The organism is Knoellia tibetensis, assembly GCF_048606415.1.
GTDB lineage: Bacteria > Actinomycetota > Actinomycetes > Actinomycetales > Dermatophilaceae > Knoellia > Knoellia tibetensis.
Genome location: NZ_JBMBWF010000004.1, coordinates 38,284 through 60,170, shown reverse-complemented (window position 1 = coordinate 60,170; position 21,887 = coordinate 38,284). Strand labels below are relative to the sequence as shown.

General features: G+C 71.8%; 19 protein-coding genes and 2 riboswitches. Of the genes, 4 read left to right on the top strand and 15 right to left on the bottom strand.

Annotation, left to right across the window (positions count from 1 at the left end; translation table 11 throughout):
* Positions 1 to 58: 58 nt before the first annotated feature.
* From ACOJV7_RS15555 to ACOJV7_RS15530, 6 genes are all read right to left on the bottom strand, one after another.
* Entirely contained in the window at positions 59 to 1,741 is a 1,683-nt protein-coding gene (locus ACOJV7_RS15555) for an RNA polymerase sigma factor (protein ID WP_420191277.1), read from the bottom strand.
* 212 nt (positions 1,742 to 1,953) lie between these two features.
* Positions 1,954 to 2,328, bottom strand: a complete 375-nt coding sequence (locus tag ACOJV7_RS15550) for a universal stress protein (RefSeq protein ID WP_420191133.1) — start codon at positions 2,326 to 2,328, stop codon at positions 1,954 to 1,956.
* A 120-nt stretch (positions 2,329 to 2,448) separates the two neighbouring features.
* Positions 2,449 to 3,582, bottom strand: coding sequence for a homoserine O-acetyltransferase MetX (gene metX / locus ACOJV7_RS15545; protein WP_420191132.1), 1,134 nt, complete (start codon positions 3,580 to 3,582; stop codon positions 2,449 to 2,451).
* A 15-nt stretch (positions 3,583 to 3,597) separates the two neighbouring features.
* A riboswitch (SAM riboswitch) is annotated at positions 3,598 to 3,707 on the bottom strand.
* Positions 3,708 to 3,771: 64 nt separating this feature from the next.
* Positions 3,772 to 4,836, bottom strand: coding sequence for a DUF4192 domain-containing protein (locus ACOJV7_RS15540; RefSeq protein ID WP_420191131.1), 1,065 nt, complete (start codon positions 4,834 to 4,836; stop codon positions 3,772 to 3,774).
* Between the two features lie 93 nt (positions 4,837 to 4,929).
* The gene (locus tag ACOJV7_RS15535; protein ID WP_420191130.1) at positions 4,930 to 5,367 is read right to left on the bottom strand and encodes a YkvA family protein; all 438 of its coding nucleotides are present in this window, start codon (positions 5,365 to 5,367) and stop codon (positions 4,930 to 4,932) included.
* A 1-nt stretch (position 5,368) separates the two neighbouring features.
* Positions 5,369 to 6,118: a hypothetical protein gene (locus tag ACOJV7_RS15530; protein ID WP_420191129.1), complete on the bottom strand. Its 750-nt coding sequence runs from the start codon at positions 6,116 to 6,118 to the stop codon at positions 5,369 to 5,371.
* A 129-nt stretch (positions 6,119 to 6,247) separates the two neighbouring features.
* On the opposite strand from ACOJV7_RS15530, the gene ACOJV7_RS15525 reads away from it, so the two are divergent.
* Positions 6,248 to 7,945, top strand: coding sequence for a DNA polymerase (locus tag ACOJV7_RS15525; protein WP_420191128.1), 1,698 nt, complete (start codon positions 6,248 to 6,250; stop codon positions 7,943 to 7,945).
* Positions 7,946 to 8,052: 107 nt separating this feature from the next.
* On the opposite strand, the gene ACOJV7_RS15520 is transcribed toward ACOJV7_RS15525, so the two are convergent.
* From ACOJV7_RS15520 to ACOJV7_RS15500, 5 genes are all read right to left on the bottom strand, one after another.
* Complete coding sequence (locus ACOJV7_RS15520; protein ID WP_420191127.1) at positions 8,053 to 8,961, bottom strand: proteasome assembly chaperone family protein; 909 nt, start codon at positions 8,959 to 8,961, stop codon at positions 8,053 to 8,055.
* A gap of 63 nt (positions 8,962 to 9,024) precedes the next feature.
* Positions 9,025 to 12,858, bottom strand: coding sequence for an ATP-dependent RNA helicase HrpA (gene hrpA / locus ACOJV7_RS15515; protein WP_420191126.1), 3,834 nt, complete (start codon positions 12,856 to 12,858; stop codon positions 9,025 to 9,027).
* A 4-nt stretch (positions 12,859 to 12,862) separates the two neighbouring features.
* On the bottom strand, positions 12,863 to 14,041 hold the full coding sequence (locus ACOJV7_RS15510) for a hypothetical protein (RefSeq protein ID WP_420191125.1): 1,179 nt from the start codon (positions 14,039 to 14,041) through the stop codon (positions 12,863 to 12,865).
* A complete protein-coding gene (locus tag ACOJV7_RS15505; RefSeq protein WP_420191124.1) occupies positions 14,038 to 14,325 on the bottom strand; it encodes a hypothetical protein in 288 nt (95 codons plus the stop codon). Before ACOJV7_RS15505 ends, ACOJV7_RS15510 begins: the two co-directional genes overlap by 4 nt.
* A gap of 156 nt (positions 14,326 to 14,481) precedes the next feature.
* Positions 14,482 to 15,819, bottom strand: a complete 1,338-nt coding sequence (locus tag ACOJV7_RS15500; protein ID WP_420191123.1) for a bifunctional o-acetylhomoserine/o-acetylserine sulfhydrylase — start codon at positions 15,817 to 15,819, stop codon at positions 14,482 to 14,484.
* 17 nt (positions 15,820 to 15,836) lie between these two features.
* Positions 15,837 to 15,952: riboswitch (SAM riboswitch) on the bottom strand.
* 98 nt (positions 15,953 to 16,050) lie between these two features.
* On the opposite strand from ACOJV7_RS15500, the gene mgrA reads away from it, so the two are divergent.
* Complete coding sequence (gene mgrA / locus ACOJV7_RS15495; RefSeq protein ID WP_420191122.1) at positions 16,051 to 17,097, top strand: L-glyceraldehyde 3-phosphate reductase; 1,047 nt, start codon at positions 16,051 to 16,053, stop codon at positions 17,095 to 17,097.
* 18 nt (positions 17,098 to 17,115) lie between these two features.
* Here mgrA and ACOJV7_RS15490 read toward each other — a convergent pair whose 3' ends face one another.
* Positions 17,116 to 17,550, bottom strand: coding sequence for a hypothetical protein (locus ACOJV7_RS15490; protein ID WP_420191121.1), 435 nt, complete (start codon positions 17,548 to 17,550; stop codon positions 17,116 to 17,118).
* On the bottom strand, positions 17,543 to 17,899 hold the full coding sequence (locus ACOJV7_RS15485; RefSeq protein ID WP_420191120.1) for a hypothetical protein: 357 nt from the start codon (positions 17,897 to 17,899) through the stop codon (positions 17,543 to 17,545). The genes ACOJV7_RS15490 and ACOJV7_RS15485 overlap by 8 nt, the downstream gene beginning before the upstream one ends.
* A gap of 81 nt (positions 17,900 to 17,980) precedes the next feature.
* Between ACOJV7_RS15485 and ACOJV7_RS15480 the strand changes: the two genes are divergently transcribed.
* Positions 17,981 to 18,886 carry an alpha/beta fold hydrolase gene (locus tag ACOJV7_RS15480; protein WP_420191119.1) on the top strand — a complete coding sequence of 302 codons (906 nt, stop codon included), beginning with the start codon at positions 17,981 to 17,983 and terminating at the stop codon, positions 18,884 to 18,886.
* On the opposite strand, the gene ACOJV7_RS15475 is transcribed toward ACOJV7_RS15480, so the two are convergent.
* Positions 18,878 to 19,693: a tryptophan-rich sensory protein gene (locus ACOJV7_RS15475; RefSeq protein ID WP_420191276.1), complete on the bottom strand. Its 816-nt coding sequence runs from the start codon at positions 19,691 to 19,693 to the stop codon at positions 18,878 to 18,880. The genes ACOJV7_RS15480 and ACOJV7_RS15475 overlap by 9 nt on opposite strands.
* Positions 19,694 to 19,796: 103 nt before the next feature.
* Between ACOJV7_RS15475 and ACOJV7_RS15470 the strand changes: the two genes are divergently transcribed.
* Positions 19,797 to 20,462, top strand: a complete 666-nt coding sequence (locus ACOJV7_RS15470; RefSeq protein ID WP_420191118.1) for a cobalamin B12-binding domain-containing protein — start codon at positions 19,797 to 19,799, stop codon at positions 20,460 to 20,462.
* A gap of 121 nt (positions 20,463 to 20,583) precedes the next feature.
* Here ACOJV7_RS15470 and rocD read toward each other — a convergent pair whose 3' ends face one another.
* Positions 20,584 to 21,816 (bottom strand): ornithine--oxo-acid transaminase, encoded by a 1,233-nt coding sequence (rocD, locus tag ACOJV7_RS15465; protein ID WP_420191117.1) that lies wholly within the window; start codon positions 21,814 to 21,816, stop codon positions 20,584 to 20,586.
* Between the last annotated feature and the right edge of the window lie 71 nt (positions 21,817 to 21,887).

Sequence of the window (21,887 nt, the reverse complement as noted above, 5' to 3'; positions counted from 1 at the left end):
CGGGTATGCCGTGTGCCCGGGCGGGCACACGGCATACGAGAACGTTCTGGGCTGGAACTCAGTCGAGGTAGTCGCGCAGGGCCTGCGAGCGCGACGGGTGACGGAGCTTGCTCATCGTCTTGGACTCGATCTGGCGGATCCGCTCGCGGGTCACGCCGTAGACCTTGCCGATCTCGTCGAGCGTCTTGGGCTGGCCGTCGGTGAGGCCGAACCGCATCGAGACGACCCCGGCCTCGCGCTCGGAGAGCGTGTCGAGCACCGAGTGCAGCTGCTCCTGGAGGAGCGTGAAGCTCACGGCGTCGGCGGGGACGACCGCCTCGGAGTCCTCGATGAGGTCACCGAACTCGCTGTCGCCGTCCTCACCGAGGGGGGTGTGCAGCGAGATGGGCTCGCGGCCGTACTTCTGGACCTCGACGACCTTCTCCGGGGTCATGTCGAGCTCGAGTGCGAGCTCCTCGGGGGTGGGCTCGCGGCCGAGGTCCTGGAGCATCTGGCGCTGGACGCGGGCGAGCTTGTTGATGACCTCGACCATGTGCACCGGGATGCGGATGGTGCGGGCTTGGTCGGCCATGGCGCGGGTGATGGCCTGGCGGATCCACCACGTCGCGTAGGTCGAGAACTTGTAGCCCTTGGTGTAGTCGAACTTCTCGACCGCACGGATGAGGCCGAGGTTGCCCTCCTGGATGAGGTCGAGGAAGAGCATGCCGCGACCGGTGTAGCGCTTGGCCAGCGAGACGACGAGACGCAGGTTGGCCTCGAGGAGGTGGTTCTTGGCGTTCTTGCCGTCCTGGGCGATCCACCAGAGCTCGCGCTTGAGCTTCATGTCGATCTTGTCGCCGGAGTTGAGGCGCTCCTCGGCGAAGAGGCCGGCCTCGATGCGCTTGGCGAGCTCGACCTCCTGCTCGGCGTTGAGGAGGGCGACCTTGCCGATCTGCTTGAGGTAGTCCTTGACCGGGTCGGCGGTGGCGCCGGCGGTGACGACCTGCTGGACGGGGGCGTCCTCCTCGTCGTCGTCGCGAAGGACGAAGCCACCGGCGCTCTCGGGCGCGGCCTCGGTCTTGGCCTTGTCGCCGTCCTCGGTCTCGTCCGAGTCCTCGGAGTCGGTGCTGTCGTCGGTGGACTCGGTGGCGGTGTCGGTGCCCACCTCCTCGGCGGCGACCTTGGCCAGCTCGGCCTCGTCGACGTCCTCGGGCTCGGCGTCCTCGCCGTCGACCTCGGCGTCAGAGTCTGCGGCCTTGGTGGCGGCGGCCTTCTTCGCCGTCGCCTTCTTGGCGGCGGGTCCCTTGGCAGCGCCCTTCGTCGCCGGGGCGGCAGCGGCGGCCGCGGCCTTCTTCGTCGTGGCGGCCTTGGCCGTCTTCTTGGCGGCTGCCGTCTCGGTGGCGGGGGCCTCGGCGGCCGCGGCCTTCTTGGTGGGGGCTGCCTTCTTGGCGGCTGCGGCCTTGGTCGGGGTCGCCTTCTTGGCGGCGGCCTTCTTCGTCGTCGCCGACGTGGTCTTCTTGGCGGTCGCCTTGGTCGCGGCGACGGCGCGGTCGGGCGCGGTCATGACGACCTCGATGCCCTGACCGGCGAGCGCCTTGAGGACGATGCGCCCCCGGCTGGCCCGGACGCCGGCGGCCACGATGGCCTGCGACACCTGCTCACCGGACACCTGGCCGGTGGTGCGGCCCGTCCGGACGAGGTCCTGGAGGGCGGGGTGGCTGAACTCGGCGGGGAGGGGCGTCTCGGAGGCGTTCGTGGACACAGGCGACACCGACAACCTTTCGTCACGGGGAGGCACGGCAGTGCTCACGAGCTGGCGGAGCAGGGACATGCTGGTCTGGTTTGCACCCCTTCACACGGACTCCGCGATGCTGTGGATCGACCGTTGCGCGAAGGGAACATCACCATTATAAATCGCCGCGGTCCCCCTTCTGCATTCCCGGGGGTCCGCGGCGATTCCACGAGCGTGTGGTGTCAGCTCTTGACGGCCAGCACCGGGCAGGGCGCGTCGAGCAGGATGCGCTGTGCGTTGGAGCCGAGGATGAGCTTGCCGACGGGGGTGCGCCGCCGGAGCCCGATGACGATGAGGTCGGCGCCGATCTCCTCGGCGACGGCGATGAGGTCCTCGGCAGGCTCGTTGCCCCTGATGAGCTGGCGGACCGTGATCCCCACGCCCTTGCTCTTGAGCTCGTCGCCGAGACGGTCCAGCTCCTCGGAGTCGTCACCCGCACCGTCGCGTCCGGAGTTGATGACGACGAGGTCGGTCTTGCGCAGGAGTGCTTCCTCGCCGGCGCGGGCCAGGGCCGCTGCGCCTTCCTTGGTCGGGATGTATCCCACGACGATGGCCACGAGTGTCTCCTTCAGTCAGGTGATCAGCCGGACGGCTCTTGGCTGGACGCTACCGGAGAATGTGAGCGAGGACACGGAGGCAGGACGGCCCGGTTGGGGGCGCTGGAGGCGGCGCGACGGTCAGTCCTCGGCGGTCGCGAACGCCTCCCGGATGACCGCGCCCACCTGCTCGATCTCGATGAGGAAGCCGTCGTGCCCGAACCTGGAGGCGATCCGGCGCAGGGTCGTCCCGGGGCGCAGCGCAGCGATCTCGTCCGAGAGCCGCTCGGGATAGAGGCGGTCGGTGTCGACGCCCGCGACGACGAGGTGGCCCTCGAACGCGGCGAGTGCCGCGGCGACACCCCCGCGCCCTCGCCCGACGTCGTGGCTGTTCATCGCCTCGCTGAGGACGAGATAGGAGTTGGCGTCGAAGCGGCGGCCGAGCTTGCCCGCGTGGTGGTCGAGGTAGGACTCGACGGCGAAGCGTCCACCCCGGTCGGGCGGCTCCTCCCCCGGCTGCGCGTCGCGGCCGAACCGCTCGGCGAGCTCGCCCTCGTGGCGGTAGGTGACGTGCGCGATGCGTCGCGCGATCCCGAGGCCGTCACTCGGGGCCACCCCGTGCTCGTAGTAGTCGCCGTCGTGGAACGCCGGGTCGCTGCGAATCGCGAGCAGCTGCGGCTGGCACCAGGCGATCTGGTCGGCCGTCGCGTATGCCGTCGACGCGAGGACGACGCACGTCGCCACCCGTTCAGGATGGGTCGTCGCCCACTCGATCGCCCGCATGCCGCCCATCGAGCCCCCGAGCACCCCGGCCCACCGCTCGATGCCGAGGTGGTCCGAGAGTCGGGCCTCGACGGCGACCTGGTCGCGGATCGTCACGGAGGGGAAGCGGCCGCCCCACGCACGGCCGTCCGGCGCGTCGCTCGACGGCCCGGTCGTGCCCTGGCAGCCGCCGAGAACGTTGCTGGCGACGACGAAGAAGCGGTCGGTGTCGAGCGGTCGCCCGGGCCCGACGAGCCCGTCCCACCAGCCCGGCGTCGGGTGGCCCGCCCCGGGTGGTCCCTCGACGTGCGAGTCGCCGGTGAGGGCGTGCTCGACGAGAACGGCGTTGTCGCGGGCGGCGTTGAGCGTCCCCCACGTCTCGTAGGCCACCGTCACCTCCGGCAGGAAGCCGCCCCGCTCGAGCTCGAGGGGGCCGACGTCGACGAACCGCCGGTCGCCCGGGTCGTCGCCGGGACGCCAGTGGGCCGTCGTCGGGAGGTCGGTGATCGTCATCGGGGTGCTCCTCGCACATCGCGCTTGCCCATCGGTGCCGACGGGCCGTGTCCTCACCCGGGGCACCCCACCGCGAGGAGGGTTGCCGCCCAGCAAGCCGGGGCTTGACGCTGGGACTCTTGACCTGGGCAGAGTCTAGGTGCGCCGCCGTGCCGTGCGGGAGGGTTGTCCGCACCGTGAGAGGGCCGATCAGGCGGCGACCTCGCCCCACCGGTGGCGCGGTCGCAGCTGGTGCTCGACCATCCGCACGAGGTAGCCCGCGAGGGTGTAGCCGGGATGCACGCGCAGGGCGCGCTCGACGGCGTCGCCGGCCGTCGAGCCGTTGCCGACTCCCCACGCCACGCAGCCCGCGACCGTGCAGAGCGCGGCGGCCTCGGCGGGCCACGTGTCCGGCACACGGGTCGTCATGGCGAGCAGGCGGCGAAGCACCATCTCCGAGTGCTCGGAGGTGGTCACCGCGCCGGTCCTGACATGTCGGCGCAACAGCTCTGTCGACACGTCGTCGACCTTGTCGAGCGGGAACATCACCGGTGACATCCACGCGACGAGGGCGTCGCGCCAGGCCTTGTCAACCAACGAGCGGACCATGTGGGCGAGCTCCTCGTCCGACGCTGCGCACCCATCGCGTCGGTCCTCCTCGGGGTCGAGCACGCGGGCCCAGAGCTCCGGCCGCCGTTCGACCTCGCAACCCGCGTCCCCCTCGGCCAGTCGCTCGAGCACCCCGCCGACGGATGCGCTGCGGGCCGGGTCCTCCGCGACGAGGGCACCGACCTCGTCGCGGCTGCCGAGCGGAGCGCTGCCACGGACGATGAGCTCGGCGACCGCCGGCACCTCGAAGTCGTCAGGCACGGGGTGCCCCTCGATGTGCTCCAGAAGGAGACCGTCGAGCTCGTCGGCGGGTCGGCAGCACCATCCCCACCATCGACCGTCACGCACGACGACGTGGTCGATGATGCCGACGCCGGCCGAGCGCAGACCCCGGTGGACGGCCTGCAACAGCGACCGTGACTCGCCGGGCACGCTCTCGTGACCGACCACGAGGGCCGCCTCTGGCGCGACGCGCAACAGGCCCTCGAGCAGGAGCCGCGCCGTGGGCCGCACGTCGCGTTCGGGAGGGAGGTCGATCCGCGCCACGGGCCCGAGCAGGCCGCCGGAGACGACGGTGACGGTGAGCGAGCGTGAGATGCGGTGGCCGACCTGATGCGGGAGCAGGGCCAGCATCTCGTCGGTGGTGGAGACTTTCACTGTGGTCATGGAGCCACCCTCGGGAGGCCCCGACCACCACGAAAGCGTCAGATTACGCCGCTGTGGACGGCGGACGGCATACGCGACGTCTGTGGACGACGCTCAGGCACGCGGCGGGACCGAACCCCCACGAGACGCGTCGTCGACGACCTCACCCGGCACCGCGTCAGCGGCGGTGGCGGGACCGGCTCCGTGGCCCGAACCGCGCCCGGTCGAGCGCTCCCACTCGAGGAACGCCTCGGTCTCGGTGACGAGCTGCGCGGCGAGCCAGGACCCGACCACCGCGTCGTCGGCAAGGCCGAAGGCGCCGAGCAGCGCCTCGGGCAGAAGGTCGACCGGCGAGACGAGGTAGCCCGCCGCCCCGGCGATCATGAGCAGCCGCCCGGCCGATGTCCCGGTGTACTCCCCCGAGCGCACCGCCTTGACGAGCCGCGGCACCGCCTGCGCCCGCTCGACCATCGAGGGGCCGCCCGGACGGGTGGCGATGCGGATCGCCGTCGCGAGGCTCTTGAACGTCGTGACCTTGGAGGCCAACGCCATGTCAGGCCTGCGCGATCTGCGTCGTCGCGGTGGGGAACTCGCGTCGGGCGTTGTCGGAGATGCGCTTGAGCAGCCAGCCGTCGAGCCCGGCGCCGACGATGCCGCCGACGAGCGGCACGTTGCGGCCGAAGCGCGAGAACGTCTTCTTGCCCGCGGTCGAGAGCAGCCGGAACCCGATCGCCTTGTTGACGACCATGAGCGCCGGGCCGGGGAGCCGCTGGGCGGCGAGGTTGGTGAGCCGTCCGCCCGGGGCGACCATGCCCGCCGTGGCGAGGAGGTCGTCGGCGTCGGCGCCCACGAGGGTGAGCAGGACGGCGGTGCGGATCTGCGGCTGGGCGATGTCGTGCCCGCGCAGCGATGCGACGGCCGCGGTCATGCGCGTCGCGATGAGGTAGAAGCCGAGGACGTTGGCCGGCAGCGAGACCGGGAGGGTGATGAACCCGCCGAGACTTGTGACGAACCCGCCGGCGGCCGCGAGCCTGACGTGGCCCTTGACGATGTCGTCGACCGCTGCCTCGACGTTGCCGTTGTTCTTCTTCAGCGCGGCGGCCGCCACCTTCGCGGCGGAGTCGAAGGGACCCTTGCCGTCGATGCCGGTGTCGAGGAGGTTCTCGACCATCTTCGTGGCGGAGTTGCCGACGAAGCCCTGGTCCCTGGGTGCCTCCTGGGCCTGCTCGAGCGCGGACTTCGTCTGCGCGATCTGGTCCTTGGCGTCCTTGGCGTCGTCCTTGCCGAATCCGAAGAGTCCCACTGATGACCTCCTGTGGTGCGCGGCTCACGCCGGCACCGTCGCGACTGCTGTCCCTGCCGATCCTGCCACGTCAACGCGGGTGCGCCGCTCGCGCGCGGGGGTGTCCTGACGCTCACCTAGGCTTCGCCCATGGCCTACGCCGGCGGTCCCGCCGACCTCGTCGCCGCCGTCGTCCACGGTGGTCGTGCCGCGCTCGTCGGCGACGGTGTCCGCAGCGTCGGGGCAGTTGCCGACGTCGCTCGCGACCTCGCCCGCCTCGAGGCCTCCTCCCGTCCGCGGTGGGTCTGGTGGTCCGCCCGGTATGCCGGCCCGCTGGTGTCCGCGGCCGGCTCGCCCCTCGCTCGTGCCTGGGACCTCGCCGAGGCCCACCGGATCCTCCACGGCGGGTGGAACGCGGAGCCCGGACGTGTCTGGGCGGGGGCACACGGCATACCGGTCTCGACGATGCCGGCCCCGTCGGCAGGTGACCTCTTCGACTTCTCGGCGGGCGACGAGGTGGGGGCCGAGGACCTCGTGCGGCCCGACGGCCACCTGCGCGCCGACGCCGCGTCGGGCTGGCTCGAGACCGACGAGCGGCTGCTCCGGTGGGCCGAGGCGGCGCTGGAGTGCGCCGTGGGCCAGCGCGAGCGCGCTGCCTCGCTCGGCGCCCGGACCGTCGGGACGGTGCACTCCGAGTCGGCCGCGGCCCTGCTGTGCCTCGAGCTCGAGCGCGGCGGCCTGCCCGTCGACCGCGTCGTCCTCGAGCGGCTCATCGGCGAGTTCGCGGGCCCGCGCGCGGCATCGGAGGAGGCGGCCGCGGCAGCCCGGCGTGAGCGCGACGCTCAGGTGCTGCAGCATGTGCCCGGTCGGGAGTCGACCGACCTGCGCAACCCGCAGCAGGTGCGCGACATGCTCGCCGGGGTCGGCGTCGACGTGCCCAACACGCGCAAGTGGGTGCTCGACGCCTACCGGCAGGTCCACCCCGTCGTCGACGCGTTGCTCACGTGGCGCAAGGCGGAGCGGATCGCCACGACCTACGGCTACCGCTGGCTCGACGAGTGCGTGGGGGCGGACGACCGGCTGCGCGGCGGCTGGTCCGCGTGCGACGGCGCGGCGGGACGGATGACCGCCGAGAACGGGCTGCACAACCTGCCGGCGGCGCTGCGGCCGGGAGTCGCCGCCCATCCCGAGCACGTGCTCGTCCGAGCGGACCTCGGGCAGATCGAGCCGCGGGTCCTCGCCGTCGTCTCTGGCGACCCGGTCTTCGCCGAGGCGACCCGCGCCGACGACCTCTACGCCCCTGTCGCGTCTCGGCTGGGCGTCGAGCGCCCGGTGGCCAAGGTCGCTGTCCTCGCGGCGATGTACGGCCAGCGCAGCGGCGCCGCGGGCGAGGCGCTGCGAGGGCTCGAGCGGGCCTATCCCGTCGCGATGGGGCTGCTCGACCGTGCCTACGACAGCGGCGTGCGTGGCGAGCCGCTGCGGACCTTCGGCGGCCGGCTCATCCCGACGGGTCGCTTTCTCGCACAGTCACCGGTGGGCACGAACCCGGCGCTCGACGCGGCGCGGGGACGGTTCGCACGCAACGCCATCATCCAGGGGGCCGCGGCCGAGCTCTTCAAGGCGTGGGCCGCGACGGTCCGCGCGCTGGGTGCACCGCTGGGCGCCGAGATCGTGCTGTGCCTGCACGACGAGCTCCTCGTGCACGCACCCGCTGACCGGGCCGAGGAGGTGTCGGCGCTCGTCGACCGCGCGCTGGCCGACGCGTCCCGGCGGTGGGCGGCGGGCGCGCCGGTGCGGTTCGTCGCCGACACCTCGGTCATCGCCCGCTGGTCCGACGCCAAGGACTGACTGTCCCAAGTTTTCCGCCTGAAGTGGGAAGGTCGCACTTCATGTGGAAAAGGTTCCCGCCTGAAGTGCGACCTTCTCGTGCGAAGTCGAGGCCAGGGGCCCCCGCGTCAGTCGTCGCTGACGTTGCGGAGGAACTCCTCGATGTCGGCGCCGAGCTCGTCGGCCGACGGCAGGTCCTCGGCCTCGGTCGCGAGCAAGCTCGGGCGCTCCTGGCCCTCGACGAACGCGTCGTACTGCTGCTCGAGCGCGTTGACGATCTGCCCGGCCTCGGCGTTGTCGGCGAGCTCGGCCGCGATCTCACGGTTGTTGACGCCGGCCTTGGCGACGAGCTCGTCGTTGGGCAGGTTGAGCCCGGTCGAGTCGGTGATGGCGTTGAGCGCGGCCAGGGCGCCCTCGGCCCACTCGGCCTGCGCGAGGTACTGCGGCACGTGGATCGCGAACCCGAGCGCGTCGCGCCCGGCCTCACCCAGGCGCAGCTCGAGCAGCGCCGGGAAGCTCGCCGGCACCTGCACCTGGCCGAAGGGCGACTCCTTGTCGCCGACGAGGCGCGGGTCGGTCGCGTGCGCCGTCATGCCGACGGGACGGGTGTGGGGCACACCCATCGGGATGCCGTGGCTCGTGACGACGAGGGTGATCCCGAGGATCTGGATGAGCTGACGGATCGCCTCGATCGTGCGCTCCCACTGGAAGTCCGGCTCGGGACCCGTGAGCAGGTAGTAGGTCTGGCCGTCGCGGTCGCGCATCCGGTAGAGCACCATCGACGGGTCCGCATAGCTCTCCCACCGGTTGGTGTCGAACACCATGGCCGGGCGCCGTCCGCGGTAGTCGAGCAGCGCGTCGACGTCGAAGGTCGCCACGACCTCGGCGTCGCTCGTGTCGACGAGATGCGTGCCGAGGATGCGCTGGATGTTGCCGGCGTCGATGAAGGCGCCGAGGAGCACGATGAGCGCGCCCGGCTGCCGGGTCGGCGGCTGGACGTCGATCTCGAAGCGGTAGAGGTCAGACGGGTTCTGCACGGGGACAGCCTCTCAGGGGGGTCACGTGTCTGGTCAAACGTGCCGGCGGGTGCGGAGATTCCCTCACGGCGTCACGGCTGCGATGGCGTTGCGCACCCGCTTCTCGCTCACCGGGTGCGCGGTCCCGAGCGACTGCGCGAACAGGCTCACCCGCAGCTCCTCGATCATCCACGCGATGTCGGTCACCTCAGGCGCCCGGGCGGCGGTCCCCGGGAGCGCGTCGAGGAGGTCGGCGTATGCCGTCTCGACCGCGTCGACCTGCGCCTGCAGCTGGGGTTCGCGAGGGTTCGTGGCCGCCCGCTCGAGCCGCTGGAGCATGGCCCGGAGGTAGCGCTGGAGGTGCGTCAGCCGCGCCAGCCCGGTGTCCGCGACGAAGCCGGGCCGGACGAGCCCGTCGAGCTGCGCGCGCACGTCGGCCGTCGTCGTGGCGAGGCTGCGCGCACCCCCACCGGAGCTGATCGCGTCGAGCCGGCGCCGCACGTCACCCGCGAGGGCGAGCACCGGCTCGACCGCCTCGACGACGACGAGGACGCGGGTGACGACGTGGGTCCGCACGGCCGCGAGCGCCGTCTCGAACTCGGCCCGCGTCCGAACCTCCCCGGCGACGTGGTCGGCGACGATCGAGTCGACGGCGGCGGCGAGGCAGTCCTCGAGCAGCGCCGGGACCGACCCGTGCGGGTTCTGACCGAGCGCGAGCTTCTGGGCATTGCTGAGCCGGGCCAGCACCCGCTTCCACGGGGCGCTCGTGTTGAGCAGGAGCAGCCGGCGCACGCCCTGCCGGTGGGCCGCCGCGGCCGTCCCCGGGTGGTCGAGCACGCGCAAGGCCACCGACGTGCCCTCGTCGACGAGCGCCGGGAAGCCCTGGACGGTGTGCCCGTCGGAGCGCCCCTCGAAGGTGCGGGGCACGTCGTCGACGGTCCAGCCCGTGAGGCCGCGTCGCTCGATCGACGCCCCGGCCCGGGCCATCCGCTTGCGCACGGCACCTTCGGACTTCGGGCGCAGCTCGTCGAGGTCCTTGCCGCGGGCGACGACGCGTCCACCGGGTGCCTCGACCGAGAAGGTGATGCGCAGGTGGTCGGGGACGCGAGCCCAGTCCCATTCCCCCGGCGGCACCGCGACGCCGGTCCGCTCGCGGAGCACCCGGGCCAGCTCGTCGGTGAAGGCCGCGCCCGACCCGGCGTCGGCGGCGGCCAGAGCGGCATGCGCGTGGTCAGGTGTCGGCACGAAGTGGCGCCTGGTCGCCTTGGGCAGCGACTTGAGCAGGGCGACGGCGAGGTCCTCGCGCAGCCCCGGCACCTGCCAGTCGAACCCGGCGGCGTCGACCCGGTTGAGCACTGCGGTCGGCACGTGCACGGTCACGCCGTCCGCCGCGTCACCCGGTGAGAACTGGTAGGTGACGTCGAGCTCGAGGTCGCCCTGCCGCCACGTGCGCGGGTAGTCGCCCGCGGACACGGCGTCGGCGTCGTCGCGGGTGAGCAGCTCCTCGGTGAAGGTGAGCAGGTCCGGGCGGCGTCGCTGCTCGCCCTTCCACCACCGGTCGAAGTGGCGACTGGACGTGACGTCGGGTGGGATCCGCGCGTCGTAGAACTCGAAGACCACCTCGTCGTCGACGACGAGGTCGCGTCGGCGGGCACGCTCCTCGAGCTCCGAAAGTCGCTGCAGGAGTTCGGCGTTGGTCTTCCAGAACCTGTGGTGGGTCTCCCAGTCGCCCTCGACGAGCGCGTGCCTGATGAAGAGGTCGCGGGCCTCCTCGGGGTTGATCCGGCCGTACTGCACGGTGCGGTCGACGACGAGCGGGACGCCGTAGAGGGTGACCCGCTCGGAGGCGATGACACTCCCCTGCGACTTCGCCCAGCGCGGTTCCGACCAGGTCCGCTTGACGACGTGTGCGCCGACCTCCTCGGCCCACTCGGGCTCGATGGCGGCGTTGACGCGAGCCCACAGCCGGGTCGTCTCGACGAGCTCGGCGGCCATGACGACGTCGGGCTGCTTCTTGAAGAGCCCCGACCCCGGGTTGATCGCGAACCGCGAACCGCGCGCACCGGCATACTCGCGCTTCTGCTCGTCGCGGACGCCGACGTGCGAGAGCAGCCCGGCGAGCAGCGCCTTGTGCACGAGGTCCCAGTCGGGTTCCCCGCCGTCGCCCGCCGAGCTCTGCTCGGGGTCGACGCGGGCCTGCTTGCAGGCGCTGCGCAGCTGCTGGTGCAGGTCCTGCCACTCGCGGATGCGCAGGTAGTGGAGGAACTCCGCCTTGCACATTCGGCGAAAAGCGCTGCCGGACAACGCTTTCTGCTGCTCCTTGAGGTAGCGCCACAGGGCGTGGAAGCCGGCGAAGTCGGAGGTCTCGCTCTTGAAGCGCGCGTGCTGCTGCTGCGCCTGCGCCTCCTTGTCGACGGGCCGCTCGCGCGGATCCTGGATCGACAGCGCGGCGACGACGACGAGCACCTCCTTGGTGCAGCCGAGCCGCCCCGCCTCGATGAGCATCCGTCCCATGCGCGGGTCGAGCGGCAGTCGCGCGAGCGTCTTCCCGTATGCCGTGAGCCGCCTCTCCCCTCGCCTGCCCTGACCTTCGCGCAGCGCCCGCAGCTCCTCGAGGAGGCGAACGCCGTCAGCGATCTGCTTCGGGTCGGGGGCGTCGACGAAGGGGAAGCGTGCGACGTCCCCGAGCCCCAGCGAGGTCATCTGGAGGATGACGGACGCGAGCGAGGTGCGCTGGATCTCGGGCTCGGTGAACTCGGGCCGGCTCTCGAAGTCCTCCTCCGAGTAGAGACGGATGGCAATGCCGTCGGCGACGCGGCCGCAGCGCCCGGACCGCTGGGCGGCACTCGCCTGCGAGATCGCCTCGATGGGGAGCCGCTGGACCTTCGTGCGCTGCGAGTAGCGCGAGATGCGGGCGGTGCCGGTGTCGATGACGTAGCCGATGCCCGGCACGGTGAGCGAGGTCTCGGCGACGTTGGTGGCGAGGATGATCCGGCGCCCCTTGCCCCGGGTGAAGACCCGGTGCTGCTCGGCCGCCGAGAGCCTGGCGTAGAGCGGGAGCACCTCGGTGTTCGGCAGGCCGAGACCGGTGAGGGCGTCGGCGGCGTCGCGGATCTCGCGCTCCCCCGAGAAGAAGACGAGGATGTCGGTCGCCGTGTGCCCGGGCGGGGTCTCGGTCCACAGCTCGGTGACGGCGTCGACGACGCCGGTGACCTGGTCGCGCTCCTCGACGACGTGCCCGCCCTCGCCGCGCTCGACGAGCGGCCGGTAGCGGATCTCGACGGGATAGGTCCGCCCGGACACCTCGATGACGGGCACCTCGCGCACGACCCTGCCGCGCGCGTCGGTCGAGAAGTGCTCGGCGAAGCGGGCCGGGTCGATCGTGGCCGAGGTGATGACGACCTTGAGGTCGGGACGACGCGGCAGCAGCGACTTGAGGTAGCCGAGGATGAAGTCGATGTTGAGCGAGCGCTCGTGCGCCTCGTCGATGATGATCGTGTCGTAGCGGCGCAGGTCGCGGTCCCGCTGCATCTCCGCGAGCAGGATGCCGTCGGTCATGACCTTGACGCGGGTGCGGTCGCTCGAGTGGTCGGTGAAGCGGACCTGGTAGCCGACGAGGTCGCCGAGCTCGACCTCCATCTCCTCGGCGATGCGCTCGGCGACCGAGCGGGCGGCGATCCGGCGGGGCTGGGTGTGGCCGATCTGGCCGGTGGCTCCGAGGCCGAGCTCGAGGCACATCTTCGGAAGCTGCGTCGTCTTGCCCGACCCGGTCTCACCGGCGATCACGACGACCTGGTGGTCGCGGATCGCGGCAAGGATGTCGTCGCGTCGCTCGACGACGGGCAGCTGCTCGGGGTACCTCAGCCGCTCGGGGTCGACCGGCCCACGGTCGGCGACGACGGGTCGGGGCTCGGGCACGCGCTCAAGGATAGGTCGGGCGTCCGCCCTTCTCCTCCGAGTTCCCCGGCGGCGGCGTCGTGAGCCTGTCGTGGACGCCCCCGACCTGCTTCGCGACCTTGGGTCCTTGCCTGAGCGTCATGCCGGCCACGAACATCTGCTGCGCCCCGTGGCCGGAGGCACTGGCCGCCCGCCAGCCGTCGAGGAAGGCGTCGTCGACCGCCCGCTGGGCGCGGTGCCCAACGCGCTGGGCGACCGTCGGCACCGGCGGCAGCGGCCGCGGCACGATCCTCGGCGGTGTCGCCGCGACGTCCTGCCCCAGCCGCCTGCGCCAGCCCGTGACCCAGTCGTCGAACGTCGTGCGCGCCCCGGCGCCGATTCGGATGCCGGTGGACGGGTTGCACACCTTGGTGAAGACCCGCCGCCCGCCCTGGACGGCCACCCGCACCCCCAGCGCGGAGCCCGCGACCATGACCGAGCCCGCGGCCGTGCCCACGGCGACGAGTGCGTCCTTGCCGACCTCCTTCCACGAGCCCTCGTCCCAGAGGACGAGGAGAAAGGCGTCGCTGAGGGTGCCCGTGGCAGCGCCGGCGACACCGATGAGCTTGAGCCGGCCCGGCAGCATCCCGCCGACCATGGCCACCCGGTTCGACACCGTCCCCGCCCCGACGACCGCCGTGTATGCCGTGGTGTCGTCGATCGCGTCCCGCGCCAGAAGTCGCAGTGCCCGGGCGCAGGAACGGTCCGCCTCGCGGTGGTGCTCGACGGCCCGCGCGTGACGCCGCTCGGCCTCGGCGACGAGGGCGACCTGCGAGTCCATCGCGCGCTCGAGGTCGCCGCGTTCGACGGGATCGACAGCGACGTCACGCCGGGCGAGGAACAGGTCGTGCCGGCGCCAGGCCTCGTGGTGCGCGTGGGTCGCCCGCGCCACCTCGTCCTGAGCCGTCTCGAGCGCGTCGGCGAGGGTGCGCAGCGCCCGGGACGCACCGGCATACCTCTCGATGACGGCGGCGATGACGGGTGGCGGCGCCTGGACGGCGGCCTCGAAGGCGTGGCCCGAGGGGCTGTCCCAGCGGACCCCGGCCCGCAGGCCGAGCAGCACCGTGTTGACCGCCGACAGGCGAGCGGCGCCGCCGGCGAGGGCGTCGGCGAGCATGCGCAGCCGCTGCGGGTGGCCGGGGAGCGGCAGCAAGGTCCGGCTCACCGCGGTCCGCCCTGGAGCGACCGGCCGACCGCCACCTCGGTCTCGACGAAGGCCGCGCCGGCGACCGCAGCCTTGTCGGAGAGGTCCGCGAGCTGCTGCACGACGGCCAGCCGCTGCCGTCGCCACCCGGCCATGAGGTGGTCGAAGGCCGCCGCCGCGTCGCCGGGACCGAACGCGGATGCGTCCTCGTCGCCGTCGCCCGCCTGCGCCAGCTGCGCGCTGATGTCGCCGAGGGAGACGCCGAGCTGGGCGATCCACTCCGCCTCGATGCGCATCGTCGTCATGGCGATGACGCTAGGGCGAACCGCGAGAAGGGCCGTGGAGTTGTCCACAGCTCTCGCGGCAAACCCACGTCCGATTGCCCCAAGACCACCTCACCAGAGCCAGAAGCGGCCACTGACGGTGGTCCTGGGGCAATCAGACCGGCGTGGAGGCCCGCCTCACGCGCCCTTGGCGGCGGTGAAGCCCTGCTCGAGGTCGGCGAGGATGTCGTCGATGTGCTCGATGCCGACGGCGAGGCGCACGAGCCCGGGCGTCACACCGGCCGCCAGGCGGTCCGAGTCGGGACCCTGCGAGTGCGTCGTCGTCGCCGGGTGGATCGCGAGCGAGCGGACGTCCCCGAGGTTGGCGACGTGCGAGTGCAGCCGCAGCGACTCGACGAACGTCCGGCCCGCCTCGACGCCACCGGCGATCTCGAAGGCGAGGACCGCACCCGAGCCCTTCGGCGTGTACTTCTGCGCCAGCTCGTAGTTGTCGTCACCGGGCAGGGAGGCCCACCGCACCGACTCGACCTGCTCGTGCCCCTGGAGGAACTCCGCGACCTTGCGGGTGTTCTCGAGGTGGCGGTCGATGCGCAGGCTGAGCGTCTCGATGCCCTGCGCGATGAGGAAGGCGTTGAACGGCGCCACCGCCGGACCGAGGTCGCGGAGCAGCTGGACCCGCGCCTTGAGGATGTAGGCGAGGTTCGCGCCGAGGGCGCCGCCGACGCCGAGGTCCCGCGCGAAGACGAGCCCGTGGTAGCTCTCCTCGGGCGAGTTGAAGTTCGGGAACTTCTCGGGGTCCTTGCCGAAGTCGAACGAGCCGCCGTCGACGATGACACCGGCGATCGTCGTGCCATGCCCGCCGAGGTACTTCGTTGCCGAGTGCACGACGATGTCGGCGCCGTGCTCGAGTGGGCGCAGCACGTAGGGCGTCGCCACGGTGTTGTCGACGATGAGCGGGACACCCGCCTCGTGCGCCACGGCGGCCACCGCCTCGATGTCGAGGATCTCGATCTTGGGGTTCGAGATCGTCTCGCCGAAGAAGAGCTTCGTGTTGTCCTGCACCGCTGCTCGCCACGACTCAGGGTCGGCCGGGTCGGCGACGAACGTCACCTGGATGCCGAACTTCGGCAGCGTGTGCTTGAGCAGGTTGTAGGTCCCGCCGTAGAGCGAGGGCGAGGCCACGACGTGGTCGCCGGCCTCGGCGATGTTGAGGATGGCGAGCGTCTCGGCGGCCTGGCCGGACGCGACGAGGAGGGCACCCACACCGCCCTCGAGCGAGGCGATGCGCTGCTCGACGGCGTCCTGCGTCGGGTTCATGATCCGCGTGTAGATGTTGCCGAACTCCTTGAGCGCGAAGAGGTTCGCCGCGTGCTCGGTGTCCTTGAAGACGTAGGAGGTCGTCTGGTAGATCGGCAGCGCCCGGGCGCCGGTGGCCGCGTCGGGCTCCTGCCCGGCATGGATCTGGCGGGTCTCGAAGGACCAGTTCGGGGTGCCGGAAGTGGGGTCGTCGGCCATGGCCTTGCTCCTTGTGTGTGCCGTGCTTGCGCGGCGCCGGTCGGCGTCGCGCCCGGTCCTCACCCGGGGCACCCCACCGCGGTTGGAGGGTTGCCGGCCAGCAAGCCGGGGCTTCGCGCTGGCACTCATGACCTGTGCACCACGGTAGCCGCGCGTGACCGGCATACGACATCGGCGTCTCGGGAGGTGGACGGCCCCGCCGTGACGGTGGTCGCGGGCAGAATGGGGTGCATGACCTTCCACGTCGACGAGTACAAGGCCGCTGCCGACCGCTACGAGGCGGGTATGCCGTTCCGCCGGGTCGGGCGGTCGGGTCTCGACCTGCCGGCCATCTCGCTGGGCCTGTGGCACAACTTCGGTGACGACGTCCCGCTCGAGCGCCAGCAGGCGATCCTGCGTCGCGCGTTCGACCGCGGAGTGACGCACTTCGACCTCGCCAACAACTACGGACCTCCCTACGGCAGCGCGGAGCGCAACTTCGGCACCCTCTTCGCCCGCGACTTCAGGCCCTACCGCGACGAGCTCGTCATCAGCAGCAAGGCCGGCTACGACATGTGGCCAGGCCCCTACGGCCAGGGCGGCGGCGGCCGCAAGTACATCCTCGCGAGCGCCGACCAGTCGCTGAAGCGGATGGGGCTCGACTACGTCGACATCTTCTACTCGCACCGTTTCGACGAGACGACGCCGCTCGAGGAGACGATGGGCGCGCTGGACTCCCTTGTGCGACAGGGCAAGGCGCTCTATGTCGGCATCTCGTCCTACTCCGGTCCGCGCACTCGTGAGGCCGTCGAGATCCTGCGTGAGCTCGGCACTCCCCTGCTCATCCACCAGCCGTCCTACTCGATGCTCAACCGCTGGGTCGAGGAGGACCTGCTCGACGTCCTCGGCGAGGCCGGCGTCGGGTGCATCGCGTTCTCGCCGCTCGCGCAGGGCATGCTCACGAGCAAGTACCTCAAGGGCGTCCCCGAGGGATCGCGCGCCTCGCAGGGCAAGAGCCTGTCGCCCGACCTGCTCACCGAGGAGTCGCTCAAGCACGTCCGGGCGCTCAACACGATGGCCGAGAACCGCGGCCAGACCCTCGCCCAGATGGCGCTGGCCTGGCTGCTGCGCGACGACCGGGTGACGTCGGTGCTCGTCGGCGCGTCGAGCGTCGAGCAGCTCGACGACAACCTGCTGGCCGTCAGGAACCTCGACTTCTCGGCCGACGAGCTCGCGAAGATCGACAAGCACGCCGTCGACGCCGGCATCAACCTCTGGGCGACGTCGAGCGACAAGTAGTCGAGCGGCGGCTAGCCGTCAGGCGCTCCGGCGCCGCACCCGCGTGAGCCACCAGATGCCGAGCACCGGCAGGACGAGCGGCACGAACCCGTAGCCCGACCCGAAGTGCGACCACACGGTCTTGTCCGGGAAGGCGCTCGGGACGGCATACGAGAAGGCCCCGACGACGAGCACCCCGACCAGCTCGATGGTGCAGGCGACGAGCGCGACCCGGTTGCTCGCACGGTCGCCGCGCGCCATCCCGACCGTGGCGACGATGTAGATGACGGCCGCGAGGGCGGAGAGCACGTAGGCCAGAGGCGCCCGGTCGAAGTACTCGACGATCTGGAGCACGGATCGCCCGGTGGCCGCGAGCGCGAGCACGCCGTAGACGACGACGAGGATGCGTCCCGGCCCGCGACCCGAGTCGGTGGCCGTGGCGGCGTCGGTCGCGTGGTCGTCGGTGTCAGGCATAGATGTCCCAGATCTGTTGCAGGCGCAGCGTCATGACGACGACCGCGAAGGCTCCCACGGCGATCGAGGCCATGGCCCACCGTGTCTTGTCCTTGATGGCGCCCAGCGTCGTGATCGCGAGGACGAAGGGCAACGTCACGAGGTATGCCGTGAACGTCGCCCTGTGCTCGCTGAGGTCGGCGATGCCGACAAGTCCGCGCACGAGTTGGACGACGACGCCGAGCTCGACGAGCGCGACGAGCCCGAGGAGCCAGTTGTCGATGAGCCGGTCGAGGAGGGTGTAGCCCAGGGCCACGAGGGTGAGCAGCGCCGCGACGGCGACGAGCACTTGGGTGAGCTGGAGGAGCACGGCGGACAGCCTAGTTGGGTGCGTGGGCTCGGCCTCGGGCACCGTGGATGCCGGCTCACCACGCTTTGGTTGGATGAGGGCATGACCTCAGCGCAGATCGGGGACGTGCGCATCGAGTACGTCGTCGACGGACCCGACGACGGCGAGCCGATGCTCCTCATCATGGGGATGGGCGCCCAGCTCGTCGCATGGCCACAGGACCTCGTCGACCTGCTCGTGGACCGGGGCTTCCGGGTCGTGCGCTATGACAACCGCGACCAGGGGCTGTCGTCCTTCACCGAGACGCCCGCGCCGACCCGGAAGGACATCGCGCGCGGACTCGCCGCACGGCGGCTCGCGCGGGCCGACTACACCCTCGCCGACCTGGCAGCGGACGCCGCCGGCCTCCTCGCGCACCTCGGGATCGACTCGGCGCACGTCGTGGGCGCCTCGATGGGCGGCATGATCGCCCAGCAGCTGACGATCGACCGGCCCGAGCTGGTGCGCTCGCTCTGCTCGATCATGTCGAACACGGGTCACCGCCGCTACGGGCGCACCTCCGCCAGGCTCCTTCCGGCCCTCGTGCGCCAGATCCGGGCGAACCCGCCGACGACCCGCGAGGAGGCCATCGCTGCGAGCGTCGAGGCGTTCCGGGTCATCGCCGGCAAGGACTTCGACGCCGACGAGATGCGGCTCATGGCGGAGGCCCATGCCGCACGAGGCACCGTGACGTCGGTGAGCCGCGACCGCCAGCTCAACGCCATCAACGCCTCCCCCGACCGCACCGCCGCGCTGCGAAGGATCACCGTGCCGACGCTCGTCATCCACGGCCTGCGCGACCGGCTCGTCCTGCCGAGCGGCGGGGTCGCGACGGCGCGCGCGGTGCCCGGGTCGCGCCTGCTCGTCTTCCCCGAGATGGGTCACGACCTCCCCCGTGGCCGGCGGGTGGAGATGGCGGACGCCATCGCGCTCAACGCCTCCCGCGCGGACTCCGTAGCCTCAAGCTGAGCGAGTGTGGGACCGCAGGTCGACCGAAGGCTCGCTCCGGCGGGACATCGTGAAGGCCACAGCGGCGACGGCGACGGCGGCAGCGGCCACGAGCGCGCCTGTGCCCACGAGCGCGGACCTGGGCTCGTCGCCGAACCGACCGACGGCGAGCCATGCGAGCCCCCAGACGGCCGCGGCGGCGACGCCCCAGCGGGTGGGTTCCGCCCGCATGAGCGCGACGGCGACCGACGCGACGAGCACGAGCGCCACGAGGGCGCCGACGACTGCGACCCCGGTCGTCACGTTGGCGCCGGAGCTGCCGAGCGCGGCCGCGATGTTGGCGAACGTCGCGACGGCGACCCAGCCCAGGTAGAGCCCCACGGTCCCTCGCACCAGCCACGTGCCCACACCGTCTGCCCCGTGGTCGCCGATGGCGGCGAGCTCGAGCGCGAGCCGGGCGAGCAGCAGCAGGAGGGCGAGGATGACGAGGACGCTGAGCCAGATCCAGCCCTGCTGCGTCACGAGGAGCCAGAGGGCGTTGAGGACCATCGACCCGGCGACCATCCACCCGGAGCGACGTGCCAGCTCGCTGCGTCCGGGTCCGGGCAGCCACTGCCACACGGTGTAGGCCGCGAGCCCGACGTAGATGACCGACCAGATCGAGAACGCCGGCCCGGCCGGGACCAGCAGCGTGGCGTCGGCCGCGAGCGAGCCGCCCGACGACTCCTCGACCCGGGTGCCGATGACACCGACGCCCACGAGCGTGCCGAGGACGCAGAACACCTCCGCGAGCGTGACGACGACCTGACGGGTGCGGTCCGACGACATGTCCATGGCACCAGCCTGCCACCGGGCGCCGGACAAGGCCGGGCGGACTACCCGCGACATGGCATAAGCGCAGGTCCCGGCGTGCAACGACTACACTTCGGAAGTGACCTCAACCTTCCCGGCGACGACCTCGGTCGACGCGATGCTCGCAGCCGCTCGCGCCATGGACGAGCGCGCGCTGCGCGCCGTGTTGAGGGACGAGTCACGAGAGATCGGCGTCAACGCCGCCATCGCCGACACCGTGCTGCCCTTCCTCAATGCCGTGGGCCAGGCCTGGGAGCGCGGCGACTGCTCGGTCGCATCCGAGCACTTCGCCAGCCAGGTGATGCGGTCCTGGCTCACCGGAGCCGCCCTCGCCGACACCGAGACCACGTCGACCGCCATGGACCCCGTCGTCCTGGCCTGCCCGCCCGGTGAGCGTCACGACCTCGGTCTGCTGTGCTTCCATGTCCTGCTCATGCGGTCGGGGGTGCCCTCACGCTTCCTCGGCTCCGACACCCCGCTTCCGGGGCTGGCCGACGTGTGCCGTGTCGTCGGGGCATCGGGCGTCATCGTGGCCGCGACCCGCCAGCGCGTGTTCGAGGCGCACGGCGGCGCCCTGCGCGTGCTGGCGCGGCACTACCCGCTCGCCATCGGGGGAGCCGGCGCCGACGCGGACGTGGCCGAGCGCGTCCACGCCCGCCTCCTGCCGGCCGACATGCGCACATCGCTCGCACAGGTCATCCGCTGGCACCGTGGCGACGGTGGCGGCCTGCCGGTCCCGGCCTGACGGAGGGACGACGGGCCCGGCGCCCGGGCCCTCGCTGGACTGAGACGACCAGGCCCGGCCCCGCCCCGAGGGGCGCGAGCCGAGCCTGGCCATGGGACCGTCCTGCTGCGGACGCCGCGAGTCAGCTCTCGAGTGAGTCCTTGACGGCGGCGACGAGCTGGTCGACCTCGTCCTCGGTGATGACGATGGGCGGTGCGAGGCGGATCGTCATGCCGTGGGTGTCCTTGGCGAGGATGCCTCGCGCCATGAGGCGTTCGCACAGCTCGCGACCCGTCGGGCCGCCCGGGGTGACGTCGAGGCCGGCCCACAGACCGCGCACCCGCACGGCGTCGAGACCCTGACCCACGAGCGGCTCCAGCCCGGCGAGGAGCCGCTCACCCAGCCGGCGCGCGCGGTCCTGGTACTCGCCGGTGGCGAGCAGACGGCATACCTCGTGGCCGATCGCGGCGGCGAGCGGGTTGCCACCGAAGGTCGAGCCGTGCGAACCGGGCGTGATGACGCCGAGGACGTCCTTGTCGGCCGCGACCGCCGAGACGGGGTAGAGCCCGCCGCCGAGGGCCTTGCCGAGGATGTACATGTCGGGCACGACCTCCTCGAGGTCGCAGGCGAAGGTTGTGCCGGTGCGCGCGAGACCGGACTGGATCTCGTCGGCGACCATGAGGACGTTCTCCTGTGAGCAGACCTCGCGCAGGTCGCGCAGGAAGCCCTCGGGCGGCACGACGACGCCGCCCTCGCCCTGGATCGGCTCGAAGAGGACGGCCACGGTGAACTCGTCGATCGCGGCGCGCACCGAGTCGATGTCGCCGTAGCGGACGGCGCGGAAGCCAGGGGTGTAGGGGCCGTAGTTGTCGTGCGCGACCTTGTCGTCGGAGAAGCTGACGATCGTCGTCGTGCGGCCGTGGAAGTTGCCCTCCATGACGATGATGTTGGCCTGGTCCTCGGGCACGCCCTTGACCTCGTAGCCCCAGCGGCGACTCACCTTGATCGCCGTCTCGACGGCCTCGGCGCCGGAGTTCATCGGCAGGACCATGTCCTTGGCGGTGAGCTCCGCGAGGGCCTGCGCGAACGGGCCCAGCTGGTCGTTGAAGAACGCGCGGCTCGTCAGCGTCAGGGTGCCGAGCTGCTGGCGCGCGCGCTCGACGAGCTGCGGGTGCGAGTGACCGAAGTTGAGCGCGGAGTAGCCGGCGAGACAGTCGAGGTAGCGCTTGCCGTCGACGTCGGTGACCCAGGCACCCTCACCGCTCGCGAGCACCACCGGCAGCGGGTGGTAGTTGTGCGCCGCGTAGCGCTCGGTGGTCTCGATGTGCTGCTCGCTGGTCAGCGCCTCGGTGGCGCCGGTCTGCTGGGGCGTCATGGTGGTGCGCACTCCTTCGTGTGTGGGTCGGGCCCAGCGTATCCGCGCACGCAGGGTGCGGACGACGCCTC